This window comes from Glutamicibacter sp. PAEs-4, assembly GCF_051161755.1.
GTDB lineage: Bacteria > Actinomycetota > Actinomycetes > Actinomycetales > Micrococcaceae > Glutamicibacter > Glutamicibacter nicotianae.
Map to the genome: position 1 here is coordinate 19,380 of NZ_CP195018.1, position 18,380 is coordinate 37,759.

Here is an 18,380-nt window from a genome sequence, read left to right on the forward strand (position 1 = left end):
GGAGATAATTGGAGTTATGACTGCTCAGACCTTTGCCGATGTCTTCGACGACCTCTACTTTTCAGCAACGAGCCAGAGGGACAAAGGCAGCAAGTTCGAGCGTCTGCTCAAACGGTACCTGCAGGTGGAGCCGAAGTACGCCGACCAGTTCTCTCAGGTGTGGTTGTGGCAGGAATGGCCGGACCGCAACGGGATCGTTGATACGGGCATCGATCTGGTGGCCGAAGACAGGTACACCGGCGATCTAGTGGCGATCCAGGCGAAGTTCTACGATCCGGCTCGCCCGCTGCCCAAGCAGTCGATCGATTCTTTCTTCACCGAGCTGGGCAAGTCCCCGTTCACCGGCGGCATGATTGTCTCCACGACGGATAACTGGTCCAAGCACGCCGAAGCTGCTCTGCTGAACCAGTCCAAGCCGATCCAGCGGATCCGGTTGAAGGACTTCGAAGAATCGACCATTGACTGGTCCCAGTTCAGCCTCGAAGAACCTGAAGTCTTGGTCCAGCTGCCGGGCAAGCAGCCACGCAAGTACCAGCAAGAAGCCATCGACGCAGTGACGAAGGGTTTTGAACTGCATGATCGGGGCAAGCTCATCATGGCTTGCGGCACGGGCAAGACCTTCACCTCGCTAAAGCTCGTCGAAGAACAGGTGCCGGTCGGTGGATCGGTGTTGTTCTTGGTTCCATCGATTGCGCTATTGCAGCAGACGTTGAATGAGTGGACTGCGCAGGCCGAGGTGCCGTTGCGTCCGTTCGCGGTCTGCTCCGATGCTTCGGTGGGACGAGCCCAGCATGAGGACGTGGCGGTTCACGATCTGGGATTCCCTGCCTCGACGGACCCGGCCAAGCTGGTGAACCGGTACAAGATCTCCACCGGCCAGGAGACTTTGAGCGTGGTGTTCTCTACGTACCAGTCCATCGATGTGATCCATCAGGCCCAGGAATTGGGGTTGCCGCAATTTGATTTGATCGTGTGCGATGAAGCGCATCGCACCACCGGTATTTCCCAGCCCGGGGCTGATGATTCTGCGTTCGTGCGGGTCCATAATCCCGAGTACCTGAAGGCTGCCAAGCGGCTGTACATGACAGCGACCCCGCGGATTTATGTTGAGGATTCAAAGAACAAGGCTGCCAAGGACGGGGTGGCCGTCTACTCCATGGACGACGAGACCACCTATGGTCCGGAGTTCCACCACCTCGGGTTCGGCCGTGCGGTGGAAATGGGGCATCTGGCGGACTACAAGGTGCTGATTCTCGCGGTCGATGAAGAATCGGTAGCAACCAGTTTCCAGGACCTGCTGGCCAACGACGGGGACATGAACCTGGATGATGTGGCCCGCATCGTGGGTTGCTGGAACGGGCTGTCCAAACGCGGGGTGAACGGGGAACGTCTATCGATCACCGACACCACCCCGATGCACCGTGCGGTCGCCTTCGCTCGGAATATCAAGGAATCCAAGGCGCTAGCCAACCAGTTCGAAAAGGTCGGCCGCGAACTGCTGGTGAACCGCTCCGAGGGCGCGTCGAAACTGAAGCTGGAAGCCGAGCACGTGGATGGCACGTTCAACGTGCTGGCCCGCTCGCAGCGCCTGGACTGGCTGCAGCAGGACGCCGGCGAGGACGTGTGCCGGATCCTGACCAACGCCAAGTGCCTCTCCGAAGGCGTGGATGTCCCCTCGTTGGACGCGGTGCTGTTTTTGAACCCGCGTAACTCGCAGGTGGACGTGGTGCAGTCCGTGGGCCGGGTGATGCGCAAGTCCACCGCCACGAACAAGGAATACGGGTACATCATCCTGCCGATCGCGGTGCCGGCCTCCCAGGACCCGACGACCGCGTTGAACGACAACAAGAAGTACAAGGTCGTGTGGGACGTGCTGCAAGCGCTGCGCGCCCATGATGACCGGTTCGAGGCGATGATCAACAAGATCGACTTGGACAAGAAAGCCAACAAGACCATCGACGTGATTGGCGTCGGCGGAGACGGCACCGAGAGCGGCACCGAGGGGAAGAACGATCCGGGGGCGACTGAGGCGCTGTTCACGATGGCGAACGCCGCCGAGTGGGAGAACGCGATCTTCGCCCGCATGGTCAAGAAGGTCGGGGACCGGCGCTACTGGGAAGACTGGGCCAAGGACGTCAAGGACATTGCCGACCGTCAAGTCACGCGCATCAACACCATCCTTGACAGCGAAGACCCCCGCCCGGCGCAGGAGTTCGAGGTGTTCCTCGACGGATTGCGCGGCAGCCTGAACGACGGCATCACCCGGGCGGACGCAGTGGACATGCTGGTTCAGCACCTGATCACCAAGCCGGTGTTCAACGCACTCTTCGAGGACTACGACTTCGCCGGGCACAACCCGGTCTCCAAGGTCATGGATTCCATGCTTACCCTGCTGGATTCCTACAACCTGGATTCAGAAACCGCGCACCTGGAGGAGTTCTATCGCTCCGTACGAGTTCGGGCTGAGGGCATTACAGACGCAGCGGGGAAGCAGAAAATCATCACCGAGCTCTATGAGCGGTTCTTCAAACTCGCTTTCCCCCGCGTAGCCAAGGCCATGGGTATCGTTTACACCCCGATTGAGATCGTGGATTTTATCCTGCGGGCCGTCAACGACGCACTGGCGGAACATTTCGGCGCATCGATCACCGATGCTGGCGTGCATGTCCTAGATCCGTTCACCGGCACCGGCACGTTCATCGTCAGGCTGCTGCAGTCCGGGCTGATCGATCCGCAGGATTTGCTGCGGAAGTATACGCAGGAGCTGCACGCGAACGAGATCCTGCTGATGGCCTACTATATTGCCGCGATCAACATCGAAGCGACCTTCCACGCCCTGCAACAAGAGAAAGCTGCCGTGTCTGGGCTGGATCCGGCATCGATCGGTTATGAATCGTTTGATGGGATCGTGCTCACCGATACGTTCCAGATGAGCGAGGACGGCGACGTGCTGGACACGACGGTGTTCACCAGCAATAGCGATCGTGTGACAGAACAGAATGCATTGGATATTCGAGTTATCATCGGCAATCCTCCCTATTCAGTAGGCCAAGAGAGCGCCAATGACAATAATGCCAATATTTCTTATCCAACCCTTGACGCTTCGATTGAACGGTCATACGCCGAGAAATCAAACGCGGATCTCAAAAGAAATCTCTACGACTCGTATATTCGAGCCATCCGCTGGGCATCTAACCGTATCCTCACTTCGCAGGACGGCGGTGTTGTTTGCTATGTTTCGAACGGAGGTTACATTGACTCCACTTCCGCTGATGGTATGCGCAAAACCCTCACCACCGAGTTCCATGACATCTACGTCTATAACCTACGTGGAAACCAGAGGACTGCAGGAGAACAAAGCCGGAAAGAAGGAGGTAAGGTCTTCGACGCTGGGTCGCGGAATACTGTAGCGATCCTGCTATTGATCAAGCGCTCCGGACCCGTGACAGAATCCGTGCTGCACTACAAAGACATCGGGGACTACCTCGACCGGAAGCAGAAGCTCGCACTCGTCGACCATGCATCCTTGAACTCCTTGGATTGGGAGACGATCGTCCCCAATCCAGAAGGCGACTGGATCAACCAGCGCGACCCAAACTACAATTCCTACCCGTTAATTGGCGACAAGAACGATAAGACGGGACATACGATATTCGAGTTGAATGGACCTGGGCTTGTAACTAGCCGAGATGCTTGGGCCTATAACTTCAGCCGCTCTATGGTTGAACAGAATATTTCTCAGATGATTCAAAACTATAACGGCGAACTCGACCGGTGGTTGCAGTCGAATAGGCCAGTTCCGGTTAGTGATTTTGTCAATCCGAATCCAAAGAGAATCAGTTGGTCTCGAGGCTTAAGGAAGGCTTTGGAACGTGGGAAAGAACTGCAGTTTTCAAAGTCATCGATTCGCCGGGCACTGTACCGCCCGTTCCAGAGGCAGAATGTCTATATGGATTCGTCTGTCAACGAAGGAATCGGTCAGCAACGTCGACTTTTCCCTACTGTGGACATAACGAATTTTGGGATCTACTGTGCTGGTGCCGGTTCCGCAGTACCATTCAGTGTCATCATGACTGACATGATCCCAGACCTGCACGTTACTGGTGCAGGTAGTGGGGGGCAGTTCTTCGCCCGGTACTCCTATACCGCACCAGCTTTCGGTACCCTTTTTGACGAGTCGGAGAAGCGGGACAACATCACCGACTGGGCCCTGGCTGAGTACCAGAATACTTACGGCGAGCAGGTCACTAAGGGCGATATCTTCCACTACGTCTACGGCCTGCTGCATTCCACTGAGTATCGGGAACGCTACGCAGCCGACCTGAAGAAGCAGCTGCCTCGCATCCCACAAGTCGCCGGCCTGGAACGGTTCACCAAGTTTGTACAGGCCGGGCAGGAGCTAGTAGAACTTCACATCAGCTACGAAGACCTCACCCCATACCCTCTGACCGAGACAGTCTTACCGGGGGCACCGGAGAACGAATACGAGCGATTTGCCGTGACCAAGATGAAGTACGGTGGCAAAGCCGGTGCTTGGGACAAGACCCGAATCCGATACAACCAATTCATTGATATCGAAGGCATTCCATTGGAAGCCCAGGAATACATGCTCGGCTCCCGCTCGGGGGTGGACTGGATCCTGGAACGCTACCAGGTCAAGACTGACAAGACCTCGGGGATCGTCAACGACCCCAATGATTGGTCCCGGGAGCACCGGCAGCCACGGTACATTATCGACCTCATCGGACGGATTGTGGCATTGAGTTTGGAAACTAACCGGATCATAGGAGAATTGCCGACGTTGAAGATCGACTGAACCTGAGCTTTTGCGTTCGATGGAGGGCTGAGCCAGCCTAAGAACGGCAATTTTAGTGAAGCCAGTACCCGTTGTCATGATATTGGTTCTGAGTAGTGGTTTGATGTTGTTTCTGTTTCCTAAAAAGGTCCTTAAGCGATCTAATCTAGAGTCTAGAGATGAACATTTTTGGGTTACTGAGTAATTGCGTTGGGATTTGCTCTTGGAACTAGCGAAGCGTATCAAGGATGCTGGGTGGCACTGGTGGGAAAGGATCTGTGGTTTTGATCTCTCCAGCAAGGACCGACATGAATTCAGAATCTGTGTCGGATTCGCCAAACTCGAATCCTGCCACAGTCCAGTGTGAAGAGAGTTTTTCGACAGCCTTTCGGCGTGTAGCTGTGTCTAGCTCATCCGCATAGAACGGTGAGGGCTCCAGTACTGCGACAGCCTCTGGGGCAAGATCCGTAAGAGCCCGGACTGCATTCGTTACTAGAAACAGTCCAAGATTTTGTCCGCGGATGTTCTCATCGAGCTCGACCGAGGAAATATAGACCATACCTGCCCCTCCGGCGATTTCGACCGTTGAAGCTGCGAACGCAGCGGAAGCCAGCGTTGTAGACGATACTTCATCGGCGCAGTCGAGGAATGAAGCTGCGGAATACCCAAAAGGTACCACTACGAAATGAGCGCGCCCCACTGACTTTATGCGTCCTCGGTTTTCGTGGAACAAGACAAGTTCAGCTGTGTGCTCTCTTGCGCCGACATCATGAACTGAAGGTGCTTCTGTGCGCATCTCGATAGTCCAGTAGAAGTCTTCTGAATTGGGGTCATCTGTTTTCATGGAATTATCATGTCATTGGTCACTGACAATTGAGGACAGAACGGGAACTCTAATCCTTTGCTGGTTCCCTTTTGTTAGTGGATGTTTGCGATTAGCATCGCGCGAAGTTCGCTACGAGACTCATGTATAGCTTCGGCATGCCAGTTTTCAGTTATCTCCACCATGGTTTCTTCGCACTGACTATATGGACTGGGATCTCTTCAATCCGTAGTGGGCGTTCGGGGATAGAACGGATACTGTAAGGGGAAATCCGCTCAGTCTTGTGCTCCTCTGCCAGGAAGTCTGCAGCTAGCTTATTCAATTGCCCTAATTCTTCGAGGGCTTGCGACAGTAATATATTGAGCCGGTGGACTTCTGCCTCTGCCGCGACCCGGCGCTCATGAAGCGTAACCGACTGATATCCACACCATTGGCGCAGAATTTCATGAACCGGCTTATCCCATTCGAGATATATCCTATATTCGTATTCCGGAGGGGTTGACTCCATTTCATTGGTCTCAAAGTTGGTTCTACTTCCGCCTTCTTTGCATTTGGCCCATGCCTGATCTTCCTCAGCCATGACTTTCTCTAAAATCGGGGTGGGGTTCTTGGCGCAGAGCAACGCCGCAATGTTGAGAGATGCTCGGGGAGAGAAACAGACTTTTTCCTCAAAGGTAATCCATACGCAGTTTTGCTGGAGATTCGCAAGAGGTTCCCCTACGAGCTCTGCGAACCTTCTCTGATCGTGGATGATGAGGGCTTCGTCTACGGGAGTGGAGAACAGCTCAGCCACATTTACGGGCATGAGCAGATCCATGACGATCCATAGTGCCCTCTGTTCAGGCTCTGATACTTCTTCGAGGCGAAGCTTTTCAAGGCCATCCATGAGTGCATCGTAGGTTTCAACTTCAACCCAAGGCACCTTGAGTCTTATTCGAGGGACGTTTTCCCGGACTCCCTGCTTTTCCCCAGATAGGAAACGGATTCCAACTCTGAATTTATGCTGTTCCCGGTGAACTGACTCGATGAGCACTTGCTCAGAAACCGCGGTTTCTCTTTTTCGGTAGACCCATACTTGGCCTTGAATTGGGTCGCTATTCTCGTTCACGAGGACCTCATGTGCTGCTCCGGATCGTGTTAATTGTGTTGGGCTGGGATGACATGACAACAATATTGCCCGTCTTGTGAACTTTTTTCGTTGTCTGCATCTCAAGAGTTGTTAGTTACGAGGGGTGCATGTGCAACCGGACGCGATATCGCTGAGTCTTTGAGCGCTGATTCTTCCGCAACGAATGCACTTCACATGGTGGGGATCATCGCCGAGCGAAGGTGCAGTTAAGGGACCCAGGTAGGTGTATCCATGATCTTCGCTGGCCGATTTTGCTTCAAGGAACGGAACGGGGGCGAGATTCGCCCAGGTTCCTATTCCACTGCGGTTTCTCTTTGCCCATTGACGCCAATAACAGGCGCGGCACGTCAGTTCGCCTTCTTTGTTTTTATCCAGTGTGTAATTGAAACGGTAGTGTGCTTGTACGTGGCAATGCACGCATTCAGTGAGTTGCCAGTCATTGGGGTGGGTGAATTCTTCGAGCGCCCGAAGGCCACCTTGAAGCTGGACATCGGTAATGTGCTCAGCGCACCACGTGGGGCTGGTTCGTGTTTTGAATGCTGCCGTTGCACTGCATGCAGTATTCGAGCATTCCTGCTCTGTAGGAACAGGTTTCCGCTTTAGGGGCTTGGGCGGCTTCGGAGTTACCTGATGATTATTCATCGCTTCCGGAGCCTCCGAAGTTCTGGAGTGCGAAGTTGTCGAATGTGATGTTCTTTCCGGGGAGGCAAGGATATTCTCAACGCCTTCGAGTTGGGTCCCTGAAAGACAGCGGAGGAAGTCGTCCTCGGTCATGACTTCGATTTGCTGGCCCTTGTCTTGCAGTTCAAAGGCTTTGCGTGTTTTGCCGGTGAGATTTGAACCAGGACGTAATACCGAGGGGTCAATGTCACCAACAACTAAGACGTTGGTTCGCTTGGTCGTGTTTTCTTCGGGAATGGCACCAACACGAGCGCATTCTTGGCGGGCGGTATTACGCGTCATGGATTGGAGGGTTCCTGTAAAGACAACGACGCGCCCGTAAAGGTATCCGGCTGGGTCTGCATCTGTATTCACTGAAACAGGCGTGAATCCGCGAGATGAAGAGCCTTGCGCCGCAGTCCCGGAATATCGTCCTAGCCCCATGCTTCCCATGCGGACACCGATTTTTTGCGCCAAGTCGTGCACATTCGTGGCGTTTTCTTGTTGTGCGAATTGGTTAACGATTTTCACCACCGCCGAGGCATCGGCGTGGGAGTCGTGGTGGTTCTCTAACGAGAATCCTAAAGAAGCCGCGACATAGGGCAATCGGTAGGAGGGAAGTGCTAGTGCTTTCCGCGCCATTACCAGTGTGCAAAGAAAATCGAATTCTGGCCATTGGATGCCGTCAGCCTCACAGGCATAGCGGATAACCCCGGTGTCGAAAGCTGCGTTATGGGCGATTAGCGTGTCTTCCCCAACGAAATCCACAATCTGAGGAAGCACTTCTTTCCACCTCGGTGCCTCGGCAACCATTTCGGGAGTGATCCCGTGAATCCTTATGTTCCACTGGTCAAACCAGTCCGCGGTTTCTGGAGGACGCATAAGCCAGTGGTGCTGTTCGGTGACTTTTCCATCGCGTACACGGATGATTCCAACCGAACAAGGGGAACCACGGAAAGAATTAGCCGTTTCGAAGTCGATCGCAGTAAAGTCCAACATTGATATCCCTAGCCCCGGTTGATGTTGATTCGCTTATGGCGCGCTTTCTGATTGCCTATGAGTATTGCAGATCCAGGCGATCAAATGGGCTAAGAACTTGGCAACCTGAATGCCAAGGGCTAGCTAGTCGTCGGCTAATCATGCGTTCACGAGGAATGTGCCCAGGAATAATGCTTACGAGACACAAATTGCTAGCGCTGTGAATTTTGTTCGCGGATTCGACGGTAGAGCGTCGCGCGGGACATCCCCATATCTTTGGCGACCTGGGTTGCTGGTTCGCCAGCCTGAATGAGTTTCGCTGCGGTGCGGATTTGGGATTCTGTAAAGGTTGGGCGTCGGCCGCCGAGGTCGCCTCCGGCGGTGCGGCGTTTGGTCACGGAGTCGGTGATGCGTTCGCGTTTGATCTCCAGCTCCATCTGGGCCAGGGCGGCCATGACGGTGAAGACCATGGCACCCATGGGTGTTTTGGTGTCCACGTCCCCGCCGCCGAGGTTCAGCACCCGTAGTCCGATATTGCGCTCACGTAGATCTTCGGCGAGGTCGAGCATTTTCTGGGTGGATCGGCCGAGCCGGTCCAGGGTAGTGATTACGAGGGTGTCATCCGGATGCAGCGCGGACTGCGCTTTATCCAACCCGGGTCGTTTGGCTAGCGCTCCGGACTGGCCGTGGTCGATGTAGAGGTCATCGCGCCGGACCCCGGCGGCGAGGAGGTCTTGGATTTGCCGGTCGGCGTCTTGGGCTTTGGTTGATACGCGGGCGTAGCCGATCAGTTTAGCCATCGGTCCTTCGAAAGTGTCTCGTAACTAATGGTGTTGACATGATTTTACTTCATTGGTTGCGACACATAGTTGCGAGAATTTAGGACTGTTGTGTTTCCGCGGATTTTTCAGCAGGGGAGTGGTAGGTGGTGAGACGTCTTGCAACCTATGGGTTGCGAGATTGCCGAATAGCCCGAAATGGTACTTCAGTTCCTGCGACCGGGTACCGAGCGATTCTTACGTCTTGGTATTTCAATTCCTGCTAGAAGGTACCGCAGATGACGTGAACTTTGGTGCGTTAGGAGTCCATGAGGATCGCATCAGACCAACCCAACCACGTGGCCATCTAGCAGTCGGACGTCGCAGGCAATGCGGTAGATTCGTCGCTGCTGAAGGACGGTGAATCCTCGTGTCCGCACAACCTGGGACCCGGGGAATCATCAGATCATCCCTCGATTGAAACGTGGGTAGCTTCTCCGCGGCGCTTTCGGAATGACAACGAGCTGCCACGCTGGCAAATAAACCGGGTGTGCCACGGCCTTCTTTTTCTCAGCAAGTGAAGTTCCCGTTGACAGATCTGAGGCCGAAAGTTGGTTGAACGATCCGCCTTGGAGCAGCGACAGTGGCGAACAGTACCGGGTTGGGAGAACAGTGGTTTCACGTTGCAAGAATGGCAGTACCTTCAAGGATTATTCTGCAGCGAGATTCAGCAGGGTATGTAGCATAGTGGCGAAGTCCTGAACTTGGGAATACCCAACTGCTAGTAATGATGTCAAGAAGTAGGGAGAGCGCTCTGTGAACCAAGGCTAAACTTGCATCCAAGAAGGAAATCAATAAAGTAGGGCGAATTATCATATGGCAGGGAATACTACTCCTCCCTCACCGGTGCGTAGATACTGGGATGCGGTGTCAAAGCGTTTACGCCTCGAATCTCAGGAAATGGCGGGTCTTATCACTCACAACGGAGAGCGAGGTACTGCAAACGAATTTTCCCTTGGCTCGTTATTAATGCGATCCCTACCACCTTCAGTGCGCGTGGCCACAGGAGAAATCATTGATGGACGCGGTGGGGTATCGCCTCAAATGGACACTGTCATTCTTTCGAATACAGTTCATCCTGTTATTTTTGCGCAGACGGAAGAGCGGCTTTTCCCCATCGAATCAGTGCTTCTTTGTGTAGAAGTAAAGTCGACGTTAACGAGTGGAGAAGTTTCAGATATCGCAGCCAAAGTGAGGAAGTTTCGAGCGCTACACAGCAATTCGGGAGTTGTTCCAGAAATGGCAGTATTCGCCCATCGTGCCGGTAGCGCCCCCAGTACCGTGGCAAAGTGGTTTTTTGAGCTAGAACCCGAAGAACGTCCGGAATTTTTTATCGTAAATGATTCAGCGTTGATTGGGGGGATAGACACTGAAGCTCCGGGTGGTTACAGAGTAGCGATGCCATTTTTACCAAAAAGTGGAGAAGATAAATTTTACAATTTTGGAGATCCGCTAACGCATGAGTCTGGTTTTTGGAAACCGGCAGACAAACCGAAGGGCATGCAAGTAAGGATCGACCATGGAGCGGCTCTACTCTATTTCCTAAACGAGTCACTAAAAGCTTTAAGTCGAAGAAATCATGCTGAAATTGATTGGTTAGATTCTTACTTGGCGCAGATACCTAAACAACATGTAGTTTACGAACCCGGGAAAGAAGCCAGTATTGTCACTGACTAAGCAGCTTGCGATTCATTCACAATTTTAATAAATGACTCAGTGTCCAGAGAAAGTAAGGATAAAATCTCACAGGCTTCACTTACAGTGCATCTTTCTTCAAGTGAAATTTCCTCGTCAGAAACTACAAAGAGCTCGTGAGTTCCTTCCAAAGACAGTCTGTACGCTAACGCCACAGTCTTTAATGCTTGTGCTTCTTCGTTGGCCCCATCCGGAGATTCATCGAGGATATCAGGTGCATTTACTAGTACTTTTTGGCAATCTTCAAAAGAAACTGTCGCTCGTCCCTTAAAAGCTCGCGACGCGGGTATCGCCCAGAGAGTAATGCGTTCGTTCCGAAGTTCTTTCTTGCAGTCGTCCCTAACCTCGTCGCAGAATAAAAGGGAGCCCTCGCTTGCTAGATTATCGAGGATTTCGAAGATTTCTGGAGAGACATCAAAGTGCGAGTTCAACGATTCCATCGCTGACCTGTCAAGAATGTAAATAGGCTCCATTGTTAGGCAGGCACCTGCCCAAGACTCCGAAGCGTGCGTAGTTCGTCTTTGTCGACCCTGAATAGCTTGCGGGCTTCGACTTCTGAGACGCTAGCCTGCTCTAGCCCCTGATCAACTAAGCGAGTAAAAACCGAGCCAAATTCCGCAAGTCTAAGTTCCGGTCTTGTTTTACCGGGGGCGCGTCCTGGCTTTTCTTCTTCCTGGAAACTACCAGAAACAGATTTTACAAGTGCCTCGTTGGCTAAACCTAACTCCTTGAGGCGAATAGCGGCAGAAAAATAACTAGTGCGGAAGTAGTTTGACACTAATCGAAGAGTCTCTAAATCACCTGAAGCCACGAAGTCTTTTTTAGGATATTTTTGGAGATAGTTTTTTACATCCTCTGCAGGCATCATGAACGCAGCCGCAAAACGATTGCACCAAGCTTCGTCGGAAGTTCTTGACTGAAGGTCATGCCTTGCGCATGCTTTATCTATGCCCATGAGTAGGTGGGCTAATTCGTGCAATAGAGTGAAACTTCTAGCAGCAGGGCTCTTCAAGGAAGCGTTGATAAATATAAGAGGTGCGTACTCGTGATGTAGTGAGAATCCACGGAAAGAATCACCGTCGACTTTGACGAGATTTGTAAGAATTCCGTGGTCTGCTAAAGATGTTCTTAGCGCGACAAAAACTTTGTTTTTACTATTGAGTTTCTTGCGATTCTTTTTTAAATCCCATTCCAACCACTTCGCTGCTTTTTGAGCAGCTGATGCCGGCGATTCATCTGACTTTAATTCAAGAAGTTGTACCGGTTTTTCCCCAAGTTTATGGGACAGTTTCGAAGCGATATCTTGGCGACGTTTTGCCTGTCTGACTGCGAATCGTTCTTCTGAGTTAAGAGCGCGCGGGCTACCATCATTCGAGGCAGGAGCCCGAAAGTTCACTGAGACCGTTTTTTTGCTGCTTGGCGGGGGTGAGGCAAGAGCAAAGAAATGTAGGGGTCTGCGTGTCGCTGAAGCGATTTTTCGTAGATCCGCTTCAGAGATCCAGACTGTATTATCCTCGGATTGCGATAGGTCAAGGCCGGAATCAAGGGATGCCACTACTTGGGCGCGGTTCAACCCAGCATCGCTGATTGCCCATTCGAGGACGTTTCCTCGAACTTCTATATTCCCCACACCGGTAAGTGTAGTAGATTGAACCGCCATTTAAGCGACCTTGGTGAAAAAGTATGAGCGTGCTTCCCGCTAGCGCGTCAGCTCTGGTCAAGCTTAGTCACCGTTTCTGACCCGGAGGTATTCTAGAGTGGGCAGGCTCTGAATGTATTGATAGCCGTTCGAACAGAGGCCAATCGAAACATAGAATATGACACTGTGTTTTGCGATGGCATGCCTCTAAAAATCTTTTGAGTTTTCAACTGTCGAGGATTTTTAATGAAGCTGACCGATCTGTGTGTCATAAACGACCGTTTTTGGCGTCCGTATAAGGCCCCTTCACCGGGCATTTTCTCGGGCGGGGTATATGGGAATCTGAAATCGTTGAAACCCGGAGTTTCGAAAACTTAACAAGCCAACGGATCGAGTGTCCCGTATGGCGACCGGCTTACGGGACGGTTCCCAGCGATACGACTTTGAGTTTCAGCTCAATGCAGGATTCTTGAAAATGAACAGCATAAATGCCGAGAGGATGAAGTTCACAACCCCTACTGAATAGTCTTGCCCACGGAAAAGCTGTAAATTTTCTCTGGACCACGAAAGTAGTCTGTCACTTGATCTGAGAGTTTTCACGGGTAACGTCTTCAAGCCTCGTTTGCCGCAGCCCCCCGTTCCTGCTGTTTGGGTGGGCAGAGAACCGTCCCATAGGAGCAGAAAACGCAGCAGTCCCCCACCGCTGGGCGCAGACGTTCCCCGCAGCCGGGGCATACCCAGAAAAACTGGCATGCGTCGGTCGGCATCTGAACGGCAGTGGCTACGCCGCACGACGGGCACGACACAACGGAGTTTAATTCGACGGACATCTCTTGACTCTCCATGGGTCGGTAGAAAATGCGGTTGACGGCCCCTGTTGCTTGGGTGACCGGTCAGCCGACGAAAGCGGGAAGGAATCGCAGAAAGACCGACCCTGCGACCAAGACGTAGACGATGGCCACGAGCGTTCCCGCCCACTCGGCCGCGAACCTGACCACGGCCCGGGGCGCGGGAATGACGCCGTGTACGAGGTTGCGGACCGTGAGCAAGATAAACAAGGGGATCATCGCCGCCCACACCACCATGCAGTACAAGCACAGGATGTAGATCTCAAAGAGGGCCTGGCTCCAAAGCCAGATGACGAACACCATTCCCAGGCTCACCCCGGCTTGTAGCCCGGTCCAGTACCAGCGCCCGGGGGCGGCTCCGGAGAGCACCATCATGGCGGTGGCCAGGATAAGGGCGAAGGCGACGATGCCGATCAACGGGTTGGGGAAGCCGAAGAGTTCCGACTGCCAGGTTCCCATGACCCGCCCGCAGGAAACCCAGGGGTTCACGTCGCAGCTGGTGATGTGGCCCGGGTTCTCATACAGGGCCAGGCGTTCTAGGACGAGGATGGCCGAGGCAACCCAGGCCACGGCCCCGGTGACCAGCAGCACGAGGCCGAACGTGCGCGGGCGGGCGAAGTGGGGCACCCGGATCGCCGGGTCCCGGGGGCCGGCTACGGGATCAGCGGTGGCCGGTGTGCTCATGGCGTCTTTCCTTGGCTTGGAGGCAGCGGATCAGTTGGCGGCCGTCGCTGCGACGGCGGCCCTGAACTCATCCAGGCTCTGCACCGTGAGCATCTTTCCGTCGAGGAAGAATGTCGGGGTTCCGGTGACGCCCAGGGCCTTGCCGTCGTTGACGTCGAGCTTCACGCGTTCCTCGGTGGCGGGGTTGGCGACGGCGGCGTCGTAGGCGGCCATGTCCAGTCCCAGGTCTTCGGCATAGGTGCGGAACAGGGCGCTCTTGTTGTCGGCGGATTCGCCCCATTGGGCCTGGGTGTCGAACATCTTCTTGTACATCTCCTCGTAGGCGTCCTGCTGCGCCGCGGACTCCACGGCCACTGCGGCGTTCATGGAATTCAGGTGTCCGGGCAGCGGGAAGTACCGCTGGACGAAGGTGACGTTCTCCGAGTACTCGGCGCGCAGCTCCTCGACGAACGGGTAGGCCGCACCGCAGGCCTCGCACTCGAAGTCCAGGAACTCCACCAGGACCGCCTTCTCATCCGGCGCCTGCGAAAGCACCCTACTGTTCTCCCGCACGACCTGTTGTTGGGCGGCGTCGGTGGCTTGGGGGGAAGCGGCCTTGGAGTTTCCCTGGGTAATGACGTAGCCGATGACGCCCGCGACAATGGCGGTCGCCAGCAGGATCCAGACCACGATCTTGGGCTTCTTCGGGGAGCGGGTGCTGGGAGGGATGGGGGTGCTCACGTGGTGTTCCGTTCTGTGGTCGGCATGCAACAGGGCAGGCCGGACGGGTGGGGAGTTTGGGGTGGGATGGTCGCAGCCGGGCGCGGATCTTCCATGCAGCGCGGCAAGGGGGAATGCAGTTCCCTGATGATCGGCGGTCCCATTACCGGCAGGTGCATCCTTCGGGGGTGCAGCAATCCGGGTCTACGGTGAGGACGAGTTCCAGCAGATCCCCCAAGGCCGATCCGAGCCGTGGGTCGGCCAACCGGTACCAGGTGTTGCGGCCCTCCGGCTGGGCCGCCACCAGTCCGCATCCGCGCAGGCAGGTGAGTTGGTTCGACATCGACTGCCGGGAGACGCCCAGCTCTGTGGCCAGGTCAGAGGGCCTCGCGGGGGCGTCACGCAGGGCCAACAGGATCCGGGTGCGGGTCCCGTCTGACAAGGCGTGCCCCAACTGCGTCAAGGCCGAGGTATGCGTGGGGGTTGCGCTTTTCATCAAACACCACGGTACATGATCCAATGTATAGTGATCCATTTCCGGGGTCGCTTGAAAGGCACTTCACTGGGCATATAGCATTCGGCCCAACTATGCCGAATGCCTTCACCCCCCGGGCAATTGCCTTGCAGGGCTGGCGGCGACTGCGCTATCTCGATCCCCGACGCTCCTGGCAATGGAGGTCAGAGGCGCGCTCTGGAGCCTCCACTGCGTGCATCAAACTCCACATATCGTAATTTACGATATCATCGATACATGACGATTGAATATAGGGGTGAGGACGGCTGCAAGGGGCTTGACCCGGCAGCCGCCCTGTTCCATTCCCTGGGCGATCCAGCCCGTCTCGCCATCGTCAAGCGGATGGCGCATGGCGAGGTGAGGGTCAGCCAGCTAACCCATGAGCTGGGGCTGGCCCAATCGACGGTGTCCACGCACGTGGCCTGCCTGCGGGACTGCGGACTCGTTGAGGGCCGCGCAGAGGGCCGCAGTGTTCACTACTCGCTGACGCGGCCCGAGCTCATGGACATGCTGGCCCAGGCCGAAGTTCTTCTCGCCGCAACCGGCAACGCGGTGAGCCTGTGCCCAACCTATGGCACCGCCGCCAGAGAAAACGACATCGCGAAGGAGAATGCCCGATGAGCGACGCCTGTGGTTGCAGCGACGAAACGACGCCCACCGACGGAACTGGCGAAGCGGAAGCGGAGGGCTTCTGGCAGGTGAGAGAGGTGCGAGCCGCCGCCGTGTCCGGGGTGCTACTGCTGGCAGGCTGGATCATTTCCCTGGTCGGGGGCCCGCAGTGGTTGACCTTGCCGCTGGAAATCATCGCGCTGCTGGTCGCGGCCTGGACTTTCGTTCCCTCCACGCTGCGACGCTTGGCCAAGGGCAAGATCGGCGTCGGCACGCTGATGACGATCGCCGCGGTGGGCGCGGTGCTGCTGGGACAGATAGAGGAAGCGGCGATGCTCGCCTTCCTCTATGCCATCTCCGAAGGCCTGGAGGAATATTCCCTCGCCAAGACCCGGCGGGGTCTGCGCGCCCTGTTGGACCTCGTCCCGGCCGAGGCAACGGTGCTGCGCCACGGCACCCAGTTCACCGTATCCCCGGCAGAACTCGTCCCCGGGGATCGGATGGTCGTGCGCCCGGGGGAACGGCTCGCCACGGACGGCAGGATCGTCACCGGGCGCACCTCCCTGGACACCTCGGCGTTGACCGGCGAATCGGTGCCGGTCGAAGCCGGTCCGGGAACCGAGGTCTGGGCCGGTTCCATCAATGGCACCGGCCCGCTGGAGGTCGAGGTCACCAGCACCGCGGAGAACAACTCCCTGGCACGCATCGTGCACATCGTGGAGGCCGAACAGTCCCGCAAGGGCCCCGGCCAACGCCTGGCCGACTCCATCGCCAAGCGGCTCGTCCCGGGTATCCTCATCGTCGCGGGCCTGATCATCGTCTTCGGGTTCATCGTCGGGGAACCGGTGCTCTGGTTCGAACGCGCCCTGGTGGTGCTGGTCGCCGCCTCGCCCTGCGCGCTGGCGATCTCCGTGCCCGTCACCGTCGTGGCCTCCGTCGGTGCGGCCAGCCGCATCGGCGTGCTGATCAAGGGCGGCGGGGCGCTGGAAACCCTGGGCAGGATCCGCACCATCGCCTTGGACAAGACCGGCACCCTCACCCGCAACCAACCGGCCGTCATCGACGTCGCCACCGCCGGCCCGGCGACCCGCACGCAGGTGCTGGCGCTGGCCGCCGGGCTCGAAGAACGCAGCGAGCACCCGCTGGCGCGCGCCATCCTCGCCGCGACCCCGGACCGGGCCAACGTCACCGACGTGGACACGGTCCCCGGAGCCGGACTGGAAGGCCTGCTCGACGGGCAAAAGGTGCGCCTGGGCCGCCCGGGTTGGATCGAGCCCGGTGAACTGGCCGCGGATGTGGAGCGCATGCAACGGGCCGGTGCCACGGCGGTGCTGATTGAACAGGACGGCCAGGTAGTGGGAGCCGTGGCGGTCCGCGACGAGCTTCGCCCCGAAGCCCGCGAAGTCATCGCCCGGCTTACCCGGTCCGGCTACACGACAGTGATGCTCACCGGCGACAACACCATCACCGCCAACGCCCTGGGGAAGGACGCCGGCATCACCGAGGTCCACGCCGATCTGCGCCCCGAGGACAAGGCGGACATCATCCGCCGGCTCAAGGCGAACCGGCCCACCGCCATGGTCGGTGACGGCGTCAACGACGCCCCTGCCCTGGCCACGGCCGACACCGGCATCGCCATGGGTGCCATGGGCACCGACGTCGCCATCGAGACCGCCGATGTCGCACTGATGGGCGAGGACCTGAACCACCTGCCCCAGGTGCTGGACCACGCCCGGCGGACCCGCCGCATCATGCTGCAAAACGTCGGGCTGTCCCTGCTGCTGATCGCCCTCCTGATCCCGCTTGCCTTGTTCGGGATCCTCGGGTTGGCGGCCGTGGTCCTGATCCACGAGCTGGCCGAGATCCTTGTCATCGCCAACGGCGTGCGTGCCGGACGGATAGCACGGAAAAACCAGCTTGACGCCCGGCAGCCCGGCCCCGTGTTGGAGCCTGCGGCATGAGCGCGGCAGCCGAGCGGACCACAGGAGGGCGGTCCGGCCACTTCCGGTCCCGGTCCCGGACCGTGATGCTGGGCGGGGCGGCGTTGCTCGCCGCCACCGACCTTGTCTCGAAGTGGGTGGCGGAGAGAAACCTGACCGTGGGCGAGTCCCTGGGTCTGGGGCCGCTGGACATCAGGCTGTTTTACAACACCGGGGTGGCCTTCAGCCTCGGCGCATCCCTCCCGCCCTGGACAGTCGCGGCCGCGACCGGGCTGATTATCGCGGCCCTGTCCTGGTTCCTGCTGGCCTCCGAACCGGCCATGACCGGGCTCTCCCGCACGGGCGCGGCCCTGTTGCTCGGCGGCGCACTGGGGAACTTCATTGACCGGCTGGACGGGCGCGGGGTCGTGGACTTCCTGCACAGCGGATGGTTCCCCACCTTCAACCTCGCAGACGTCCTTGTCACCGCGGGTGCCGCCTTGATGGTCCTCGGGGCGTTCAGGCGCCAACCGGAAGAAAATCCCGGATAGTCCGTCCGACTCGCCCTGC

15 protein-coding genes are annotated in these 18,380 nt (G+C 56.6%); 5 read left to right on the forward strand and 10 right to left on the reverse strand.

Going from position 1 to position 18,380, the window contains the following annotated elements; translation table 11 throughout:
* Positions 1-16: 16 nt before the first annotated feature.
* Complete coding sequence (locus ACR9WD_RS16590) at positions 17-4,816, forward strand: DEAD/DEAH box helicase (RefSeq protein ID WP_434923256.1); 4,800 nt, start codon at positions 17-19, stop codon at positions 4,814-4,816.
* A 208-nt stretch (positions 4,817-5,024) separates the two neighbouring features.
* Here the strand turns inward: ACR9WD_RS16590 and ACR9WD_RS16595 are convergent, their stop codons facing one another.
* The 4 genes from ACR9WD_RS16595 to ACR9WD_RS16610 all read right to left on the reverse strand — a co-directional run bounded on the left by ACR9WD_RS16595 (position 5,025) and on the right by ACR9WD_RS16610 (position 9,185).
* Positions 5,025-5,639, reverse strand: a complete 615-nt coding sequence (locus tag ACR9WD_RS16595) for a hypothetical protein (protein ID WP_434923257.1) — start codon at positions 5,637-5,639, stop codon at positions 5,025-5,027.
* Positions 5,640-5,790: 151 nt separating this feature from the next.
* A complete protein-coding gene (locus ACR9WD_RS16600) occupies positions 5,791-6,726 on the reverse strand; it encodes a hypothetical protein (RefSeq protein ID WP_434923258.1) in 936 nt (311 codons plus the stop codon).
* 111 nt (positions 6,727-6,837) lie between these two features.
* Entirely contained in the window at positions 6,838-8,406 is a 1,569-nt protein-coding gene (locus ACR9WD_RS16605; RefSeq protein ID WP_434923259.1) for an exonuclease domain-containing protein, read from the reverse strand.
* Between the two features lie 191 nt (positions 8,407-8,597).
* A complete protein-coding gene (locus ACR9WD_RS16610) occupies positions 8,598-9,185 on the reverse strand; it encodes a recombinase family protein (RefSeq protein ID WP_434923226.1) in 588 nt (195 codons plus the stop codon).
* 885 nt (positions 9,186-10,070) lie between these two features.
* On the opposite strand from ACR9WD_RS16610, the gene ACR9WD_RS16615 reads away from it, so the two are divergent.
* Positions 10,071-10,880, forward strand: coding sequence for a DUF6602 domain-containing protein (locus ACR9WD_RS16615; protein WP_434923227.1), 810 nt, complete (start codon positions 10,071-10,073; stop codon positions 10,878-10,880).
* Here the strand turns inward: ACR9WD_RS16615 and ACR9WD_RS16620 are convergent.
* The 6 genes from ACR9WD_RS16620 to ACR9WD_RS16645 form a co-directional block, all read right to left on the reverse strand.
* A complete protein-coding gene (locus ACR9WD_RS16620) occupies positions 10,877-11,371 on the reverse strand; it encodes a DUF4411 family protein (protein ID WP_434923228.1) in 495 nt (164 codons plus the stop codon). The two genes, ACR9WD_RS16615 and ACR9WD_RS16620, sit on opposite strands and share 4 nt — an antisense overlap.
* Before the next feature lie 2 nt (positions 11,372-11,373).
* Positions 11,374-12,558: an ImmA/IrrE family metallo-endopeptidase gene (locus ACR9WD_RS16625; protein ID WP_434923229.1), complete on the reverse strand. Its 1,185-nt coding sequence runs from the start codon at positions 12,556-12,558 to the stop codon at positions 11,374-11,376.
* A 590-nt stretch (positions 12,559-13,148) separates the two neighbouring features.
* Positions 13,149-13,367: a GDCCVxC domain-containing (seleno)protein gene (locus ACR9WD_RS16630; RefSeq protein WP_417373787.1), complete on the reverse strand. Its 219-nt coding sequence runs from the start codon at positions 13,365-13,367 to the stop codon at positions 13,149-13,151.
* A gap of 63 nt (positions 13,368-13,430) precedes the next feature.
* Positions 13,431-14,069: a vitamin K epoxide reductase family protein gene (locus ACR9WD_RS16635; protein WP_204721077.1), complete on the reverse strand. Its 639-nt coding sequence runs from the start codon at positions 14,067-14,069 to the stop codon at positions 13,431-13,433.
* Positions 14,070-14,099: 30 nt separating this feature from the next.
* Positions 14,100-14,684, reverse strand: coding sequence for a DsbA family protein (locus tag ACR9WD_RS16640; protein ID WP_434923261.1), 585 nt, complete (start codon positions 14,682-14,684; stop codon positions 14,100-14,102).
* Positions 14,685-14,931: 247 nt separating this feature from the next.
* On the reverse strand, positions 14,932-15,264 hold the full coding sequence (locus ACR9WD_RS16645) for an ArsR/SmtB family transcription factor (RefSeq protein ID WP_071214405.1): 333 nt from the start codon (positions 15,262-15,264) through the stop codon (positions 14,932-14,934).
* 255 nt (positions 15,265-15,519) lie between these two features.
* Here ACR9WD_RS16645 and ACR9WD_RS16650 point away from each other — a divergent pair, with 255 nt between their 5' ends.
* From ACR9WD_RS16650 to lspA, 3 genes are read left to right on the forward strand one after another with little or no spacing between them, the layout of a single operon-like run.
* Entirely contained in the window at positions 15,520-15,903 is a 384-nt protein-coding gene (locus ACR9WD_RS16650) for an ArsR/SmtB family transcription factor (protein ID WP_161448522.1), read from the forward strand.
* A complete protein-coding gene (locus ACR9WD_RS16655) occupies positions 15,900-17,852 on the forward strand; it encodes a heavy metal translocating P-type ATPase (RefSeq protein WP_434923230.1) in 1,953 nt (650 codons plus the stop codon). Before ACR9WD_RS16650 ends, ACR9WD_RS16655 begins: the two co-directional genes overlap by 4 nt.
* Positions 17,849-18,361 carry a signal peptidase II gene (lspA, locus tag ACR9WD_RS16660; RefSeq protein ID WP_071214408.1) on the forward strand — a complete coding sequence of 171 codons (513 nt, stop codon included), beginning with the start codon at positions 17,849-17,851 and terminating at the stop codon, positions 18,359-18,361. The genes ACR9WD_RS16655 and lspA overlap by 4 nt, the downstream gene beginning before the upstream one ends.
* The last annotated feature ends 19 nt before the right edge of the window (positions 18,362-18,380 follow it).